Below are 15,965 nucleotides of genomic sequence, written 5' to 3'. Positions count from 1 at the left end.
AATGCGCCGACCCGCACCCCACAGATGCTCCAACACCTGCCGATGCCCGAACGTCAACACACCCGGCCTGGCCACCAACACCCCCAGCACAACCAAGATCAGTTGCACTGAACCTTAGAAACCACCCCGATGCGAGAGGCAATAACTTCATGATCAACGAGGATGGGTGGTGGGGTTACCAGCTTGTGGGGAGGGGCATTCCTTCGGTGAAGCCGGCGGCGCTCTGCACGCCGACGATCGCCCGGTCGTGGAACTGCGTCAGGTCCCGTGCGCCGGCGTACGTGAACGCGCTGCGCACCCCGGCGATGATCTCGTCGATCAGGTCCTCGACGCCGGGTCGCGCCGGGTCCAGGTGCATCCGGGCCGAGGAGATGCCCTCCTCGAACACCGCCTTGCGGGCCCGGTCGTACGGGCTGTCGTCGGCGGTACGGGCACTGACCGCCCGGGCCGAGGCCATCCCGAAGCTCTCCTTGTACCGCCGGCCGTCCGCGTCGGTGTACAGGTCACCGGGGGACTCGTAGGTGCCGGCGAACCAGGAGCCGATCATCACGTTCGACGCCCCGGCGGCGAGCGCGAGCGCCACGTCCCGTGGGTGGCGCACCCCGCCGTCGGCCCAGACGTGCCGGCCCAACTCGCGGGCGGCGGCGGCGCAGTCGAGCACGGCGGAGAACTGCGGCCGACCCACGCCGGTCATCATCCGGGTGGTGCACATGGCACCCGGCCCGACGCCGACCTTGATGATGTCCGCCCCGGCCTCGACCAGGTCGCGTACCCCCTCGGCGGTCACCACGTTGCCAGCCGCCACCGGCACCCCCGGGTCCAGCTTGCGGACCGCCTGAAGCGCCGAGATCATCCGCGCCTGGTGGCCGTGCGCGGTGTCCACTACCAGCGTGTCCACCCCCGCCTCCAGCAGCGCGGCGGCTTTGCCGGTCACGTCACCGTTGATGCCGACCGCCGCGGCGATGCGAAGCCGACCGCGGTCGTCCACCGCCGGCGTGTAGAGGGTCGCGCGCAGCGCGCCCTGCCGGGTCAGCACCCCGACCAGCCGGCCCTCGGCGTCCACCACCGGAGCGAGCCGGCGACGGCCCGCCGAGAGCAGGTCGAAACCGGTACGCGGGTCCGCGTCCGCCGGCACTGTGTGCAGCTCGGTGGACATCACGTGCCGCAGCTGAGCGAACCGGTCCACGCCCGTGGTGTCCGCCTCGGTGACCACGCCCATGGGCCGGCCGGCGTCGTCGACCACGATCACCGCGCCGTGCGAGCGCTTGGGCAGCAGGTGGATGGCGTCGCCCACGGTCTCGGTGGGCCCCAGGGTGATCGGCGTGTCGTAGACCAGGTGCCGCTGCTTGACCCAGGCGACGACATTCGCCACCACCTCGATCGGGATGTCCTGCGGGATCACCGCGATCGCGCCCCGGCGGGCCACCGTCTCGGCCATCCGCCGGCCGGCGACCGCTGTCATGTTCGACACGACCAGCGGGATGGTGGTGCCGGTGCCGTCGCTGGTGGAAAGGTCGACGTCGAGCCGGGAGCCCAGGTCGGAGCGGGCCGGCGCCATGAAGACGTCGGTATAGGTCAGGTCGTGCGCGGGAGCCGCGCCGTGTAGGAACCGCACTCGGCCCATCATCCCCGCTCGTGGTGCGTCCCGCCGCCGGTGGTCGTGGAAAACACTCCCGTCGACGCCGCGTCAGAGCTGGTCAGCCCACCAGGAGCGCCACGGCGAGCCCGGCCATCACGACGGCGATGACCGCGTCCAGCACCCGCCAGGCGCCGGCACGGGCGAGCAGCGGCGCGAGGCGCTGCGCGCCGACGCCGAGGGCGGTGAACCAGACCCCGCTGGCCAGGGCGGCTCCGGCGCCGAACACCCACCGGTGCGGGTGCTGCTGGGCCACCCCGCCGAGCAGCAGCACGGTGTCCAGGTAGACGTGGGGGTTCAGGTAGGTGAAGGCGGCGCAGGCGAGCAGGGTCGCCCCCAACGTGGCCGGCGGACGCTCGGTGGGCAACAGGGCGCCGGGACGCAGCGCGCGGCGGGCGGCGAGCAGCGCGTAGCAGAGGAGGAACGCGGCTCCGCCCCACCGGATCGCCGCCAGGAGGCCCGGCCGACCCGTCACCAGCGTGCCGACCCCGGCCACGCCCGCCATGATCAGCAGCGCGTCCGACGCGGCGCAGGTCAGCACCACGGGTACGACATGCTCGCGGCGCAGGCCCTGACGCAGGACGAAGGCGTTCTGGGCGCCGATGGCGACGATGAGGGCGATGGAGATCGAGAAGCCGGCGACGGCGGAGGTGAGCACGGATCGACGCTAGGGCTCTCGACCTCCACCAGTCCAACTAAAGATTCTGACGCAACTTAAGCTCTGCTTATGGACGGTCTCGACTCGGCGCAGCTGCGCACGCTCGCCGCGGTGGTGTCGGAGGGCAGCTTCGATGCGGCGGCCCGGCTGCTGCACGTCACGCCGTCGGCGGTGAGTCAACGGATCAAAGCACTGGAGGAGACGGTCGGCCAGGTGCTGGTCCGCCGGGCCCGACCGTGCGTGGCGACCGACGCCGGCCGCCCGCTGTTGCGCCTGGCCGGCCAGCTCACGCTGCTCGAACGGGAGGCACTGGCCGACGCCCGAGGCCCGCTGGCCGGTGGTGGCCGCGTCCGGGTCGCCGTGGTGGTCAACGCGGACTCACTGGCCACCTGGTTCCCCGCCGCGCTGGCCCGGTTGCCGCAGGAGGCCGGGCTCTCCTTCGACCTGCGGCAGGACGACCAGGACCACACCGCCGACCTGCTCCGGGACGGTTCGGTGACGGCGGCGGTCACCGCCCAGCGGGAGGCCGTGCAGGGCTGTCGTGTGCTGCGGCTGGGGGCCATGCGCTACCGCGCGCTGGCCACCCCGGAGTTCGCGTCGTCCCACTTCGCCGGGGGTTTGACCGCGTCCGCGCTGGCGGTCACGCCGCTGATCGTCTTCGACCGGAAGGACCGGGTGCAGCACCGCTTCATCCGTGCGGTGGCGGGCCGACCGCTCGACCCGCCGGTGCACTACGTGCCGTCGGTGCCGGCCATCAGCGAGGCTCTCCGGCTCGGGTTGGGCTGGAGCATGGTGCCGGAGCAGATCGCCGAGGCCGACCTGGCCACCGGTTGCTGCGTCGACCTCGTGCCAGGCCGACACCTGGACGTCCCGCTCCACTGGCAGCACTGGCGACTGGAGTCGGACGTGCTGAACGCCCTGACCGCCGCCGTCCGCGCGGTCGCCGCCGAGAGCCTGCGCTGACCGCCGGCCCCGTCTAACCCACTACGTCGGGGCCGATCGCCCGCCGCAGCCGTCAGGGGCCTTCCGGGCAGTCGCTCAGGCGATGGTGCAGATGGGGGCGCCGGCGGTGATCACGGCGCCGACCTCGGCGCTGAGACCGCTGACCGTACCCGCCTTGTGGGCGTGCAACGGCTGCTCCATCTTCATCGCCTCCAACACCACCACCAGGTCGCCCTCGGCCACGGTGTCGCCGTCCGCCACTGCGATCTTGACGATGGTGCCCTGCATCGGTGAGGCGAGAGTGTCGCCGCCGACCGGAGCGCCGGCCTTGGCACCGCCACCGCGCCGGCCCGCCTTGCGGGAGGCGGGTGCCGCGGTGGTCGTACTCCCGCCGAAGCTGGCGGGGAGGCTGACCTCGAGGCGCTTGCCACCCACCTCGACCACGACGGTCGCGCGTTCGGCCGGCGCCTCGGCGGCGCCGGCGGCGGCGGTGAACGGCGGCACGGTGTTGTGGAACTCCGTCTCGATCCACCGGGTGTGCACGCTGAACGGCTCGGCGGTGAACGCCTCGTCCCGCACGACCAGCCGGTGGAACGGCAGTGCGGTGGCCATGCCGTCGAGGACCATCTCGTCCAGCGCGCGACGGGCGCGCTCCAGCGCCTCGGTCCGCGTCTCACCGGTGATGATCACCTTGGCGAGCAGCGAGTCGAAGTTGCCGCCGATCACGTCGCCGGCCGAGATGCCGGTGTCTACCCGCACGCCCGGGCCGGTGGGCAGCCGCAGTGCGGTGACCGTGCCCGGGGCCGGCAGGAAGTTGCGGCCCGGGTCCTCGCCGTTGATCCGGAACTCGATGGAGTGCCCACGCGGTGTCGGGTCCTCGGTGATCCGCAGCTTCTCACCGTCGGCGATCCGGAACTGCTCGCGGACCAGGTCGATGCCGGCGGTCTCCTCGGTGACCGGGTGCTCGACCTGGAGTCGGGTGTTGACCTCCAGGAAGGAGATGGTGCCGTCCACGCCGACCAGGTATTCGACAGTGCCGGCGCCGTGGTAACCGGCTTCGCGGCAGATCGCCTTGGCGCTGTCGTGGATCTGGGCCCGCTGGGCGTCGCTGAGGAACGGCGCGGGAGCCTCCTCCACGAGCTTCTGGTGCCGACGCTGCAACGAGCAGTCCCGGGTGCCGACCACGATCACGTTGCCGTGCTGGTCGGCGAGGACCTGCGCCTCGACGTGCCGGGGCTTGTCCAGGTAACGCTCGACGAAGCACTCGCCCCGGCCGAACGCCGCGACCGCCTCCCGGGTGGCCGACTCGAAGAGCTGCGGGATCTCCTCCATCGTCCGGGCGACCTTGAGGCCGCGTCCGCCGCCACCGAAGGCGGCCTTGATGGCGACCGGCAGGCCGTGGTCGACGGCGAACGCCATCACCTCGTCCGGGTTGGCCACCGGGTCCGGGGTGCCCGGCACCAGCGGAGCGCCGGCGCGTTGGGCGATGTGCCGCGCTGTCACCTTGTCGCCCAGGTCGCGGATCGCCTGCGGGGTGGGACCGATCCAGGTCAGCCCGGCGTCGATGACAGCCTGGGCGAAGTCGGCGTTCTCGGAGAGGAAGCCGTAGCCGGGGTGCACGGCGTCGGCGCCGGACCGGGCGGCGACGTCGAGCAGCTTGTCGATGCGCAGGTACGTCTCGGTCGCGCTGTCGCCGCCGAGCGCGTACGCCTCGTCCGCGAGGGTGGCGTGCAGGGCGTCACGGTCGGAGTCCGCGTACACCGCGACGCTGTCCAGACCGGCGTCGCGGCACGCACGAATCACCCGGACGGCGATCTCGCCGCGGTTGGCGATGAGTACCTTGCGCACCTTCGTGGCTCCTCCCGGGCAGGTTACTGACGGGGAGTGTATCGGCCACCCTGCTGGCCCTAACGATCGCTCAGTGTGGGATGCCGCACTGTGCCGCAACGCTCTAGTCAAACTTGTCTATTACGCTTGTGTGGTGTCTTCGACTCGATTGATGATCCTCGGTCTGGTGCGGTGGATGCAGCCCGTGCACGGCTACGACGTGCGCCGTGAGCTGCTGAGCTGGGGTGCCGACAAGTGGGCGAACGTGCAGCCCGGCTCGATCTATCACGCCCTGCGCAAGCTCAGCGAGGAAGGGCTGCTCAGGGCCGTTGCCACCGAGCAGGTCGGTGCCCGTCCGGCACGGACCACGTACGAGGTGACGTCGACGGGGGAGGACGAGTTCCAGACGTTGCTCCGCGGCTTCTGGTGGGGGCTGTCCGAGCCGCTGGACCCGTTCTCCGCGGCGTTCGGCTTCCTGCCGGCGTTGCCCCGCACCGAGGCGGCGGCGGCCCTACGGAACCGGGCCAACCTGCTGCGCGCCAGCGTCGCCTCGATGCGTGCCTCGTTGGAGTCCGACTGGATGCGCAAGAGCAAGCCGGTGCACGTCGGTTGGTTGTTCGAACTCTGGTCCGAGCGGGCGGAGGCTGAGCTGGGCTGGTGCGAGCGGATCGCGGAACGGATCGAATCCGGTGTGTCGTACCTGCCTGCTGAGCTGGAGAACGCCGAAGGTTGGTCGGGTTGGGGGAACGACGGGGACCCGCCGGGCTCCAACGCGAAATAATCAACGTTGACCATAGAAGCTATATCGCGTTAGCCTGCTGACGGCACAGCGGGGGAGTGCGCCGTCCGGCGTCGTCCCACTCGGAGGTCGGCCCGGCCGACCCGAACGACCAGGAGCAGAGATGATCGAGACCAGGGGGCTGCGGAAGTCCTTCCGCTCCCGCGCGGGTCGAGAGACGAAGACGGTGGACGCCGTGCGGGGCGTCGACCTCAAGGTCGCCGAGGGCGAGATCTTCGGCTTCCTCGGCCCGAACGGCGCCGGCAAGACCACCACGCTGCGGATGCTCGCCACGCTGATCGAGCCGGACGGCGGCGACGCCACCATCGCCGGCGCCGACCTGCGCAAGGACCCGGCCGAGGTGCGCCGACGGATCGGCTACGTCCCGCAGGGCGGCAGCACCTGGGACGAGTCCACCGCCCGCGAGGAGCTGGTGCTGCACGCCCGCATGTACGGCATCGGCAAGGCCGACGCGCAGCGCCGCGCCGCCCGCGCGCTGGACGCCTTCCAGCTCACCGAGTACGCCGACCGCAAGTGCAAGACCTACTCCGGTGGACAGCGCCGGCGGGTCGAGATCGCGCTCGGCATCATCCACGAACCGAAGATCGTCTTCCTGGACGAGCCGACCACCGGCCTCGACCCGCAGAGCCGCGCGCACATGTGGGACGAGATCCGGCGGCTGCGCAACGACGGGATGACCGTCTTCATCACCACGCACTACCTGGACGAGGCAGACGCGCTCTGCGACCGGATCGCGATCATGGACAACGGCGAGATCGTGGCCGAGGGCACCCCCGCCGAGCTCAAACGGGAGATCTCCGGCGACGTCGTGCTGGTCGGCCTCGACCTGGCCGCCACCCCACAGGCCGCCCAGTCGCTCGACGGCGAGGCGTACGTCAACAAGCTGGAAACCGTCGACGAGGGCGGCCTGCGCCTCTACGTCGACGAAGGCGCCACCGCCATCCCGCAGGTGCTACGCCGACTCGACCACGCAGGCCTGGAGTTGCGCTCGATCGAGCTGCACCGACCCAGCCTGGACGACGTCTTCCTCACCAAGACCGGCCGCTCGCTGCGCGAGTCCTGACCAGCAGCGGGCCGGGCTCTTCTACCGGCACCGCTCGCTGCGCGAGTCCTGACCACCGCTCGCTGCGCGAGTCCTGATCACCCGGAGACCACTCATGAAATTTGCCCGTGACACGTGGCTGATCTTCCAGCGGCAGACCCAGTTGCTGCTGCGCAACCCGGTCTGGGTCTTCGTCGGCGTCTTCCAGCCGGTGATGTACCTGCTGCTCTTCGCCCCGCTGCTCAAGCCAGCCCTGAACGCACCCACCCAGGCCGCCGCCTACAAGATCTTCGTACCCGGTCTGCTCGTCCTGCTGGCCATCTTCGGTGGCCTGTTCCAGGGCTTCGGCCTCATCGCCGAGCTGCGAGCCGGGGTCATCGAACGCTCTCGGGTCACCCCGATCAGCCGGCTCGCCCTGCTGCTCGGCCGCTCGCTGCGCGACGTGGTCTCACTTCTCGTGCAGGCCGTCATCATCACCCTGTTGGCGCTCCTGTTCGACCTGCGGGTTTTCATCGGTGACCTGCTGCTGGCGTACCTGATGCTGGCCCTCATCGCCCTCATGACCTCGGCCGTCTCCTACGGCGTGGCGCTCAAGGTCAAGAGCGAGGACGCGCTGGCCCCCCTGATGAACACCGTGGCGCAGCCGGTGCTGCTGCTGTCCGGCATCCTGCTGCCGCTGACGTTCGCGCCCGGTTGGTTGCAGGGCATCGCCGACTGGAACCCGTTCTCCTGGGCGGTCGACGGCACCCGCGCGTTGTTCGCCGGTGACCTGGGCAGCGACAAGGTCTGGCAGGGCCTGAGCATCACCGCGGTGCTCGCCGTGCTGGGCGTCTACTGGGCGGCACGCCAGTTCGCCCGCAGCGTCCGCTAGAAGCTGGCCGGCCTGCCTGCCTGGGGCTGTCCTGGCTTGCCTGCTCGCCCTTGATCGACTCGGTTTCCTGGAAGTCGGGGTGTCCTACCGCGTAGGATGCCGCGACTTCCAGGAACTCGAGTCGATCATTGCGCTCAGCGCACCCGGGCGAGGGTGAGGCCGTCCGCGATCGGCAGCATCACCGGGTCCACCCGTACGTCGGCGAGCACCTCGTCGTTGAAGGCGGCGATGGCCCGGTCGCCTTCGTTCTGCGGCGCGAGGATCCGCCCGCCGCGCAGGACGTTGTCGACCGCGATCACTCCACCGGGTCGCATCCGGGGCACCAACTCGGCCCAGTAGACCGGGTAGCCCGTCTTGTCGGCGTCGATGAACGCAAAGTCCAGGTAGCGCTCGTGCGGCAACTCCCGCAACGTCTCCCCGGCCGGGCCGATCCGCAGGTCGATCCGGTCCTGCACACCGGCACGCGCCCAGTAGCGCCGGGCGATGCCGGTGAACTCCTCGGAGACGTCGAAGCAGGTCAGTTGCCCACCGTCGGGCAACCCGCGGGCGATCGCCAGCGATGACAGCCCGGTGAACGTGCCGACCTCGACGGCCTGCCGCACGTCGAGGAGCCGGGTCAGGAAGGTCAGGAAGGCCGCCTGCTCCGGTGCCACCTGCATGGAGGCGTGCTCCGGCAACACCGACCGGGTTTCCTCGGCCAGGTCCTGGATGATCTCGTCGGGCGGAGCGCCGTGTGCGACAAGGTACGCGTGCAGCTCATCGGTGAGCGGGATCGACTTGGTGGTCATGACCGGACGTTACCGAGTGGCTCGACAGATTGGCCGCCCGGCGCGACCTTCGTCCAGAGGTCGGTGATCCGCAGATCGAGTTCGGCGAGGAGGCGGCGCAGCAGCGGCATCGACAACCCGACCACCGTGCCCGGGTCACCCTCGATCCGCTCCACGAACGCCCCACCGAGCCCGTCGATCGTGAACGCGCCGGCCACGGCCAGCGGCTCGCCACTGGCCACGTACGCGGCGATCTCGTCGTCGCTGATGTCTGCGAAGTGGACGGTCGTCGACGCGACCGCCTCCGCGCGACGTCCGGCGACCACGTCGATCAGGCAGTGCCCACTGTGCAGAACACCGCTGCGCCCACGCATCCGTTGCCAACGCCGCGTCGCATCGGCCGGGTCCGCCGGCTTGCCGAGGATCTCCCCGTCGAACGCCAGCACCGAGTCACAGCCGATCACCAACGTGCGTTGATCGCTGGCCGGGCTCAGCCGGGTCAGCACCGCCTGTGCCTTGAGCCGCGCCAACTCCAGGCACAACTCCTCGGCCCGGTCGGTCACCACCAGGGATTCGTCCACCCCGCTGACCAGCACGTCCGGCTCGATGCCGGCGGCCTGGAGGGACTTACGACGGGCAGGGCTCGCCGAAGCGAGCACGAGGCGGAGCGGCAAAGAGTCAGACACGAGCCCGACGTTACCGGCAAGCCCTCCACCACGACTCAAGACTCGGGCTCGCCTTTGATCGACTCGGGTTCCTTGAAATCGCGGTGTCCTGCTGGCCTGGATACCGCGACATCAAGAAACTCGAGTCGATCAGCCTGCCGCAGACCGATCAGCGACTGATTCTGGGCGGCGGATCATCACTGCGGCGCCGACGCCGCGCCACCACCGCCCAAGCCACCCCGGTAGCCACGATCACGCCCAGAGTGGCCAGGCCACGAGCCGTCGCGCCGCTGCCATCATCACCCGGCCGCTGCCCGGCCGCCGTCGTCGACGGGCCAGCACCAGCCGGCGCGCTCACCGACTCAAACCCAATCGGCGGTACGTCTGCCGTCAGTGCCGCCACCAGGTCGATCACACCATAGCCGTACTCGTCGTCACGCCCAGGCGGGCCCTTGTCGACGGCGGTCGCAGTGAGCCGGTGCGCTACCTCACGTGCGGGCAGATAGGGGTACTTCGACCTGATCAAGGCCGCCGCCCCTGCCACGATCGCCGTCGCGCTCGACGTGCCAGTGCCCTTCGAATACTTGCCGTCGTAACTGGTGCTGTAGATATCGACTGCGGGAGCGACCACGTCGATCTCCGGCCCGGTCACCGAGATTGCCGCGTGTAGTCCAGCGCGATCAACGCCACCCACTGTGATCACGCCTTCTTCGCTGGCGGGGTAGCGCACGCTGGCGTCTGGGGGCCGATTGCCCGCTGCTGCAACCACGACGATGTCGGCATCCTTGGCAGCCTTGATGGCTTGCTGGAGTCGTACGCTCGCACCTGCAACCGCCGAGATGCTAATAACGTCGGCGCCCCGGGCAATGGCAAAATCGATACCGGAGGCCAATGCATCAGGGTCGCCCTCGCCGTTGGCTGGGGTGTCAAAGATTGGAAGGATCTTTGCCTTAGGTGCAATCCCGAGAGCACCTCGGCTATTTGTGCCGCCATGCGCGGCGATCAGGCCAGCCATTGAGGTACCGTGACTGTCTAAATCTTGGCGACCGTCGCCGTTTCCTCCCGGGATTACATCGGTTCCGGCGAGCAGGTTTTCCTGGAGATCAGGATGAGGGTCGACTCCAGAGTCTGGCACTGCGACAATCACCCCGGCCCCTTGCGTCAACAGGTGCACTTTGTCGACGGCCAGGAAAGGCAAATGCCATTGGTCGCCTCGTATGAGATCCGGATTCTGAGGTGGGGCTGCAAGACCAGCCAAAATCAGTGCCCCAGTCAGAGCTAGGCCAGATATGCCTGCCAGGAATGGTGTGGTCACCTGTTGAAGCCGATTGCCGGGCCAGGGTCGACCGGATCATCCCTGTCTGGAGGGCGAACCACCGGAGGGACGCCATTGTCAATCTCCCATGGGTTGTCCGGGTCCCACTGGCGAGATTTGTCGCCAACTTCACCCGGCGGCTTCGGCCTACTCCCGCCGCCGAGCAATCCGGGGGCACCGCCGATCGGAAAGCCATTCGTGCCTGCGTTGATGCTGCGCACCCCGCCGGGCCGGCTTCCTGCTGAACCAGTGGGTGCTGTCCCAGCACCGCCACCACCAATGACCCCGCCAATGGGGTTCACCCTCCTAGGCGTGCCAGAGTTAATTGCGGGTTGCCCTAGGTTCGATCCCGGCATACCCCCAATTAACCCTCCGGCCGAAGGGGCAGGGCGGACGGCTGGGGCGGGTGGTGTCCTGCTGCCTTCTGAGCCTACGTTGATTGGCCTTCCAATCGGCCCAGACTGGGGCGTCCGTATAGTAGGCGCCGCCGACGATGCAATAGAGGTAGGGGGAATCCCTGGTGCGGAACCAGGCCCGTTGGCAACTGGTGGGCCTGCCGTTCCCGCTGCCTGAATGGTTGATGGGGTTATGGCGGCCGGTGGCGACGAAATTCCAGCTGCGGCCCCGCCGAGAACTGGTCCTATTCCTGAGGGGGTGGAAACCACGCGCTCCCCATTTGGGCCGGGAGAATGGGTGGTCGAGGAAGTCGGTAAAGGCACCGACACTATCGGTGGTATGGCAGGTGCCAGATAGCTGCCATAGACGTCGGGGTCGTCGGGCTGCCGTGCGCTTCGCGGTGCTGCAGGTGGTTTTTGGAGCGTCGCTTGGGCTTGTTGCAGTTCTCCGCTGAGGCTGAACATCATGGCCCGTGCCTGCGAGTTCAGCCGTTCCAGCTCGCCGTCCGTAACGGGCGCCTCGGTGACCCGGTTGCCCATCACGGCTTTCGGGTCGGCGGCCATCGAGTCGTACGCCTGCTTCTGCTGGAGCTTGGCCGCGTACTCCTCGTAGATCTTGCTGAGCGCGGCGCGGGTGGTGCCGATGGCCTGGGTGGCGGCGGACAGGGCGGTGTAGTTCGCGGCGGCGGCGTCGTGGGTGCGCCGCACCTTGTCGATCAGCTGGTCGAGTTCGGCGAGGTACGTGCTGGAGGCGGCGCTGGTCTCGGGTGGCCAGGCCTCGGCGAGCCCGCGCCGGTATTCCTGGAGGCGGCCGAGGTGGATCTGGGCCAGGTCGCAGACCTTGCGCCAGCCGGCGACCTGTTTCCAGTGGTTGGCGGTGTCGTGGTCGTGCAGGCAGGCCCACATGCTGTTGACGTCCATGAGCTGCCAGTCGGTGAGGCCGGAGGTGCGGCCGGTGCCCCGTTCGATCACGGCAGCACCACCGGTCCTTCGGCCTCGGGACCGGTCGGGTCGGTCAGCATGGGCGTCGGGCGGCCGGGCAGGACGGTGCTCGGGTCGGCGAGGGCCCGTCGCACGTCGACGACGCGGGCGGCGGTGAAGGCGTCGCTGTCGGCGTAGTGGGTGGCGACCCGATCGGCGGCGGCGGCCAGGTGGCCGGTGGCGCCGCGGACGGCGTACACCATGTCGGCGGTGGCCTGCTGCGTCTCGTGGTGCGCGTGCAGGAACGTGACCAGCTCGACGAACGCGTCGCACGGGTTGGGCAGCTTCGCGGACATGTCCTCGGCGATGTACGACAGGTGCGGCGCGTAGTTGCTCTCGACCTCGGCGGCGAGCCGGTCGGCGAAGTCGCGGAGTTGGCTGATGTCGGCCTCGATGCCGCCGTAACCGCGCAGCCAGGGCGCTGGCCTGTCCTCTTCGGGGATCATGGATCCTCCCTACCTGTGACGGCACCGCTTCCCTGAGTGAGGGTAACGGCTGGGCGTGCCCCTGGCAGCCCCCGCCCGGGCGGGTCGGGTCAGCGGGGCAGGCCGGCGGCGCGCCACCCGCGGGAGCTGGCCGGTCGGCCGCTGCGCGCCCAGGCGGACGTGGTCGCCGGTGCGGGGGCCGTGGCCGGGCGGGAGCGGACGACGATCGCCCCCACGAGGGCGGCCAGTTCCTCGGCGGTGGGTACGCCGCGGACGACCCGGATCAGCGGCTCTTCGGCAGACATGACGCCAGGGTACGCGGGGCGAAGTTGCGGGAAGCGGACAGTGGCGTGCCGGCGGTGTGAGCGTCGGCGGGTCCGGGTACCGTCTCACCGATGTCGAACGCGCTTCCCCAACTCGTCGCTGACCGATACCGGCTTCTGTCGCCGCTCGGCCAGGGCGGCATGGGCCGGGTGTGGAAGGCGCGCGACGAGGTGCTGCACCGGGACGTCGCCATCAAGGAGTTGGTGCCGCCGCCCGGTCTCACCGACGAGGAGCGCCGCGAGATGCGGGAGCGCTCGTTGCGGGAGGCGCGGGCCATCGCCCGGCTCAACCACGCCAATGTCGTCCGCATCTTCGACGTGCTGCGCACCGATGGCGATCCGTGGATCGTCATGGAGTACGTGGCGTCGAAGTCGTTGCAGGACACTCTCGCCGAAGACGGCCCGGTGTCGGTGGCCCAGACGGTGGAGATCGGCCTCGGTGTGCTGGGTGCCCTGAGCGCCGCGCACAAGGCGGGCGTCATGCACCGCGACGTCAAGCCGGGCAACGTGCTGCTCGGTGACGACGGCCGGGTGGTGTTGACCGATTTCGGTCTCGCCACGATCCCGGGTGACCCCAATGTGACCCGCACCGGCATGGTCCTCGGCTCACCGGCGTACATCTCCCCGGAGCGCGCCCGCGACGGCACCGCCGGGCCGGAGGCCGACCTGTGGTCGCTGGGCGCGACGCTCTACGCGGCCGTGGAGGGCAAGTCTCCGTACGCTCGGCCGTCGGCGATCGGCACCCTGGCCGCGCTGGCCACCGAGCCGATCCCGCCGCCGAAGAACGCCGGCCCGCTCAAGGCCGTGCTCAACGGGCTGCTGCGCAAGGACCCGAACGAGCGGATCACCGCCGAGGTGGCGGAGCGGTTGCTGCGCCGCGCCGGGGGCAAGCGGGCGCGCGGGATTTCACTGCTCGATGGCGTACGCCGGCCGGGGCCGAACGGCCCGCGCCAGCCGCGCCTGCCGGTGGTGCCGGCGCCGCGACCTGCCGAGAGTGTCGACCGGCCGGTGTCGCCGCCGCCGGCCGCCGCCGCGAGCACCTCCGCCGCGACCTCCGCTGCTGCCGCGACCTCCGCCGCCGACGCCACGCCCACGACCGTCGTTCCGTCCGGTGTGGACGACGCCGACCCGACCGCCTCGGTGCCGGCCGAGCCGACCGCCACGATCGACCGCCCGTCCGATGCCGAGCCGACCACGAAGGTCGCGGCCACTGGCGACACGACCGGCGACAGTACGACGAACACCGGCGACGGCACGAGCACCCCCGACGACGAGCCGACGGTCGTCGACGGCCCGCCGGTGGCTCCGGAACAGCGCAAGCCGTCGACGCCGACGTCGCTCATGCCGCCGGTGAGCCCCGCCGGTCGTGCGGCGGTGCCGACGTACGGCGGTACGAAGCCGAGCAACACCCGACGCAACGTGCTGATCGGGGCCCTGGTCGCGCTGCTGCTGGTCGGCCTCGTGGTGATCGTGCCGCTACTCAGCAAGGATGACGACAAGACCCCGCAGGCCAACCCGACCGGGGCCGCCGCGACGTCCGCGCCGCCGCCGACCACCGCTCCGGCTGTGCCACCGCCCACCAGCGGTGCCCCGAGTCCGACGCCGTCGGCCACGCCCTCGGTCGACCCGAACGCGTTGCCGGCGGGCTGGAAGCTGCACCGGGACCCGGCCGGCTTCACCCTGCCGATCCCCGACGGCTGGGTGCGGAGTCAGGTCGACAGGTTCACGGTCGTCTTCGACGAGTCGAACGGACCGGGCGAGCTGCTGGTGCAGTGGACCGACAGGCCGGCGAAGGACGCGGTGAAGGACTGGCGAGAGCAGGAGCCGAACCGTGCAAGCCGCGTCAAGAACTACCAGAACCTCGGCATCGTCGGCTGCGACTTTTGGAAGACCTGCGGGGACTGGGAGTGGCTGGAGACCCGGGACGGGCAGCGGATCCACGTCCGCAACCGCGGGTTCGTGACGGCCAAGAACCGCGGTTACGCCCTGCGGTGGGAGATCGCGGAGAAGGACTGGCAGGCCAACCTGCCGAATTTCGACCGCATCGCCAAGGGTTTCGTGCCCGACCGTCAGGACTGAAATTGATTCGCATGACCTTGCGTCGTCCTGGGTAATTGACCTTCGACGACGGAGGGAGGCACGACATGGGTTACCGACGGAGGGACGCCCGGCCTCGGCTGGCACTGTGGATGCTCGTCGCGCTCGGCGACGCTGTTCTGCTGCTGGTCACCATGGGGATTCCGGCGCTCATCGCACTGTTCGGCGTCGTGATCGTTGCCGGTTTCGGGGTGGCCGCCTGGCGGCTCACCCGCAGGGGCGCGTTGGCCCGTGAGGAAGCTGTGGTGCCGGCGTTGAGCCGGCGGCGGGCCTGACCCGTAGCCCGGTGTGTGGCGGCAGCCGGACCGATTGTCGACCGTGTGGTGACCGTCGACCCCGCTGCCGCCAACGGCCCGATCAGGTGTTGTTGGCCAACGCGATCAGTCGACTCCGGTCGCCGTTCCAGTAGTTGCGGTCCACGTTGCCGCTGATTCCCGAGACGGCCCCGGTGCTGGTGTACTGCCAGAAGCTCCACACCGACGCGCCGGCCGGCAGGGCACCCGGCGTGCTCGACCAGCGGGCCAGCCAGAGCGGGTGGTTCGCCCACGGGCCGGTCCAGCTGCCGGTGCACTGGTTCCACCAGCTGGCGGTGGTGTAGATGACCGCGTACCGGCCGGTGCGGGAGCGGTAGGTGTTCAGGAAGTCCTGCACCCAGTTGCGCATTCCGGTCGTGCTGAGCCCGTAGCAGTAGCCGCCGGCGTACGGGTTGCCCTCGATGTCCAGGGCCGCCGGCAGGGTGCGGCTGTCCGCCGACCAGGCGCCACCGTTGGAGGCCAGGTAGTTGGCCTGGGTGGAGCCGGCGGAGATGTTCGGCCGGGCGAAGTGGTACGCCCCGCGGATCACCCCGGCGTTGTACGAGTTGACGTAGTTCGCGTTGAAGCGCGGGTCCTTGTAGCTGGTGCCCTCGGTCGCCTTGATGAAGGCGAACTGGATGCCCGCGTTGCGGACGCTGGTCCAGTTGATGGCGCCCTGGTAGTTGGATACGTCGACGCCCGGGGTGGTGGCGGCGGACGCCGGTCCGGCGGTCGCGACCAGGGCCGCCGCCGCGGTGGCGAGGACGGTGAGGCCGGCCGCGAGTGCGCGGCGCAGCGATGATCGGGTACGGGCCATGAGTGCCTCCAAGTGGGTGGCTCTATCGACAACCATCTTTGAAGGTAAGTGCCCTAGATCACAAGGTGGGCAGAAAAAAGCTTCATCAGCAGGGCGTGAAGGCCCCCGTGGT

The 15,965-nt window shown here is 69.9% G+C and carries 16 protein-coding genes; 6 read left to right on the top strand and 10 right to left on the bottom strand.

Annotation, left to right across the window (positions count from 1 at the left end):
• Positions 1-175 precede the first annotated feature (175 nt).
• Positions 176-1,615 carry a GuaB1 family IMP dehydrogenase-related protein gene (locus KBX46_RS17705; protein ID WP_099850479.1) on the bottom strand — a complete coding sequence of 480 codons (1,440 nt, stop codon included), beginning with the start codon at positions 1,613-1,615 and terminating at the stop codon, positions 176-178.
• An 82-nt stretch (positions 1,616-1,697) separates the two neighbouring features.
• Positions 1,698-2,294, bottom strand: a complete 597-nt coding sequence (locus tag KBX46_RS17700; protein WP_099850481.1) for a LysE/ArgO family amino acid transporter — start codon at positions 2,292-2,294, stop codon at positions 1,698-1,700.
• Between the two features lie 69 nt (positions 2,295-2,363).
• On the opposite strand from KBX46_RS17700, the gene KBX46_RS17695 reads away from it, so the two are divergent.
• A complete protein-coding gene (locus KBX46_RS17695) occupies positions 2,364-3,257 on the top strand; it encodes a LysR family transcriptional regulator ArgP (RefSeq protein ID WP_210793276.1) in 894 nt (297 codons plus the stop codon).
• A 75-nt stretch (positions 3,258-3,332) separates the two neighbouring features.
• Here the strand turns inward: KBX46_RS17695 and KBX46_RS17690 are convergent, their stop codons facing one another.
• Positions 3,333-5,084 (bottom strand): biotin carboxylase N-terminal domain-containing protein, encoded by a 1,752-nt coding sequence (locus tag KBX46_RS17690; RefSeq protein ID WP_210793275.1) that lies wholly within the window; start codon positions 5,082-5,084, stop codon positions 3,333-3,335.
• A gap of 148 nt (positions 5,085-5,232) precedes the next feature.
• Between KBX46_RS17690 and KBX46_RS17685 the strand changes: the two genes are divergently transcribed.
• The 3 genes from KBX46_RS17685 to KBX46_RS17675 all read left to right on the top strand — a co-directional run bounded on the left by KBX46_RS17685 (position 5,233) and on the right by KBX46_RS17675 (position 7,775).
• A complete protein-coding gene (locus KBX46_RS17685) occupies positions 5,233-5,844 on the top strand; it encodes a PadR family transcriptional regulator (protein WP_210793295.1) in 612 nt (203 codons plus the stop codon).
• 121 nt (positions 5,845-5,965) lie between these two features.
• A complete protein-coding gene (locus KBX46_RS17680) occupies positions 5,966-6,925 on the top strand; it encodes an ATP-binding cassette domain-containing protein (protein ID WP_210793274.1) in 960 nt (319 codons plus the stop codon).
• 94 nt (positions 6,926-7,019) lie between these two features.
• Entirely contained in the window at positions 7,020-7,775 is a 756-nt protein-coding gene (locus tag KBX46_RS17675; RefSeq protein WP_088946186.1) for an ABC transporter permease, read from the top strand.
• A gap of 134 nt (positions 7,776-7,909) precedes the next feature.
• On the opposite strand, the gene KBX46_RS17670 is transcribed toward KBX46_RS17675, so the two are convergent.
• From KBX46_RS17670 to KBX46_RS17645, 6 genes are all read right to left on the bottom strand, one after another.
• Complete coding sequence (locus KBX46_RS17670) at positions 7,910-8,563, bottom strand: O-methyltransferase (protein ID WP_210793273.1); 654 nt, start codon at positions 8,561-8,563, stop codon at positions 7,910-7,912.
• Positions 8,560-9,228, bottom strand: coding sequence for a nucleoside triphosphate pyrophosphatase (locus tag KBX46_RS17665; protein ID WP_210793272.1), 669 nt, complete (start codon positions 9,226-9,228; stop codon positions 8,560-8,562). The genes KBX46_RS17670 and KBX46_RS17665 overlap by 4 nt, the downstream gene beginning before the upstream one ends.
• 148 nt (positions 9,229-9,376) lie before the next feature.
• Complete coding sequence (locus tag KBX46_RS17660) at positions 9,377-10,507, bottom strand: S8 family serine peptidase (protein WP_374224980.1); 1,131 nt, start codon at positions 10,505-10,507, stop codon at positions 9,377-9,379.
• Between the two features lie 11 nt (positions 10,508-10,518).
• Positions 10,519-11,889, bottom strand: coding sequence for a hypothetical protein (locus KBX46_RS17655; protein ID WP_308159567.1), 1,371 nt, complete (start codon positions 11,887-11,889; stop codon positions 10,519-10,521).
• Positions 11,886-12,344, bottom strand: coding sequence for a hypothetical protein (locus KBX46_RS17650; RefSeq protein ID WP_210793271.1), 459 nt, complete (start codon positions 12,342-12,344; stop codon positions 11,886-11,888). The genes KBX46_RS17655 and KBX46_RS17650 overlap by 4 nt, the downstream gene beginning before the upstream one ends.
• An 89-nt stretch (positions 12,345-12,433) precedes the next feature.
• A complete protein-coding gene (locus tag KBX46_RS17645; RefSeq protein WP_088946190.1) occupies positions 12,434-12,628 on the bottom strand; it encodes an acyl-CoA carboxylase subunit epsilon in 195 nt (64 codons plus the stop codon).
• Positions 12,629-12,718: 90 nt separating this feature from the next.
• Here KBX46_RS17645 and KBX46_RS17640 point away from each other — a divergent pair, with 90 nt between their 5' ends.
• On the top strand, positions 12,719-14,725 hold the full coding sequence (locus KBX46_RS17640; RefSeq protein WP_210793270.1) for a serine/threonine-protein kinase: 2,007 nt from the start codon (positions 12,719-12,721) through the stop codon (positions 14,723-14,725).
• A 65-nt stretch (positions 14,726-14,790) separates the two neighbouring features.
• Positions 14,791-15,018: a hypothetical protein gene (locus KBX46_RS17635; protein WP_210793269.1), complete on the top strand. Its 228-nt coding sequence runs from the start codon at positions 14,791-14,793 to the stop codon at positions 15,016-15,018.
• Positions 15,019-15,100: 82 nt separating this feature from the next.
• Here KBX46_RS17635 and KBX46_RS17630 read toward each other — a convergent pair whose 3' ends face one another.
• Positions 15,101-15,853, bottom strand: a complete 753-nt coding sequence (locus KBX46_RS17630; protein WP_210793268.1) for a GH25 family lysozyme — start codon at positions 15,851-15,853, stop codon at positions 15,101-15,103.
• Positions 15,854-15,965: the final 112 nt, after the last annotated feature.

This window comes from Micromonospora sp. C81 (assembly GCF_018070425.1).
Classification (GTDB): Bacteria; Actinomycetota; Actinomycetes; order Mycobacteriales; family Micromonosporaceae; genus Micromonospora; species Micromonospora zamorensis.
Note: the sequence above shows the minus strand (reverse complement) of the source record. Positions and strands in the feature narration are given on the sequence as shown.

Coding starts and splice junctions, on each gene's coding strand:
- KBX46_RS17695 (WP_210793276.1), top strand. CDS start 2,364: ATGGACGGTCTCGACTCGGCGCAGCTGCGCACGCTCGCCGCGGTGGTG.
- KBX46_RS17680 (WP_210793274.1), top strand. CDS start 5,966: ATGATCGAGACCAGGGGGCTGCGGAAGTCCTTCCGCTCCCGCGCGGGT.
- KBX46_RS17675 (WP_088946186.1), top strand. CDS start 7,020: ATGAAATTTGCCCGTGACACGTGGCTGATCTTCCAGCGGCAGACCCAG.
- KBX46_RS17670 (WP_210793273.1), bottom strand. CDS start 8,563: ATGACCACCAAGTCGATCCCGCTCACCGATGAGCTGCACGCGTACCTT.
- KBX46_RS17650 (WP_210793271.1), bottom strand. CDS start 12,344: ATGATCCCCGAAGAGGACAGGCCAGCGCCCTGGCTGCGCGGTTACGGC.
- KBX46_RS17645 (WP_088946190.1), bottom strand. CDS start 12,628: ATGTCTGCCGAAGAGCCGCTGATCCGGGTCGTCCGCGGCGTACCCACC.
- KBX46_RS17640 (WP_210793270.1), top strand. CDS start 12,719: ATGTCGAACGCGCTTCCCCAACTCGTCGCTGACCGATACCGGCTTCTG.
- KBX46_RS17635 (WP_210793269.1), top strand. CDS start 14,791: ATGGGTTACCGACGGAGGGACGCCCGGCCTCGGCTGGCACTGTGGATG.
- KBX46_RS17630 (WP_210793268.1), bottom strand. CDS start 15,853: ATGGCCCGTACCCGATCATCGCTGCGCCGCGCACTCGCGGCCGGCCTC.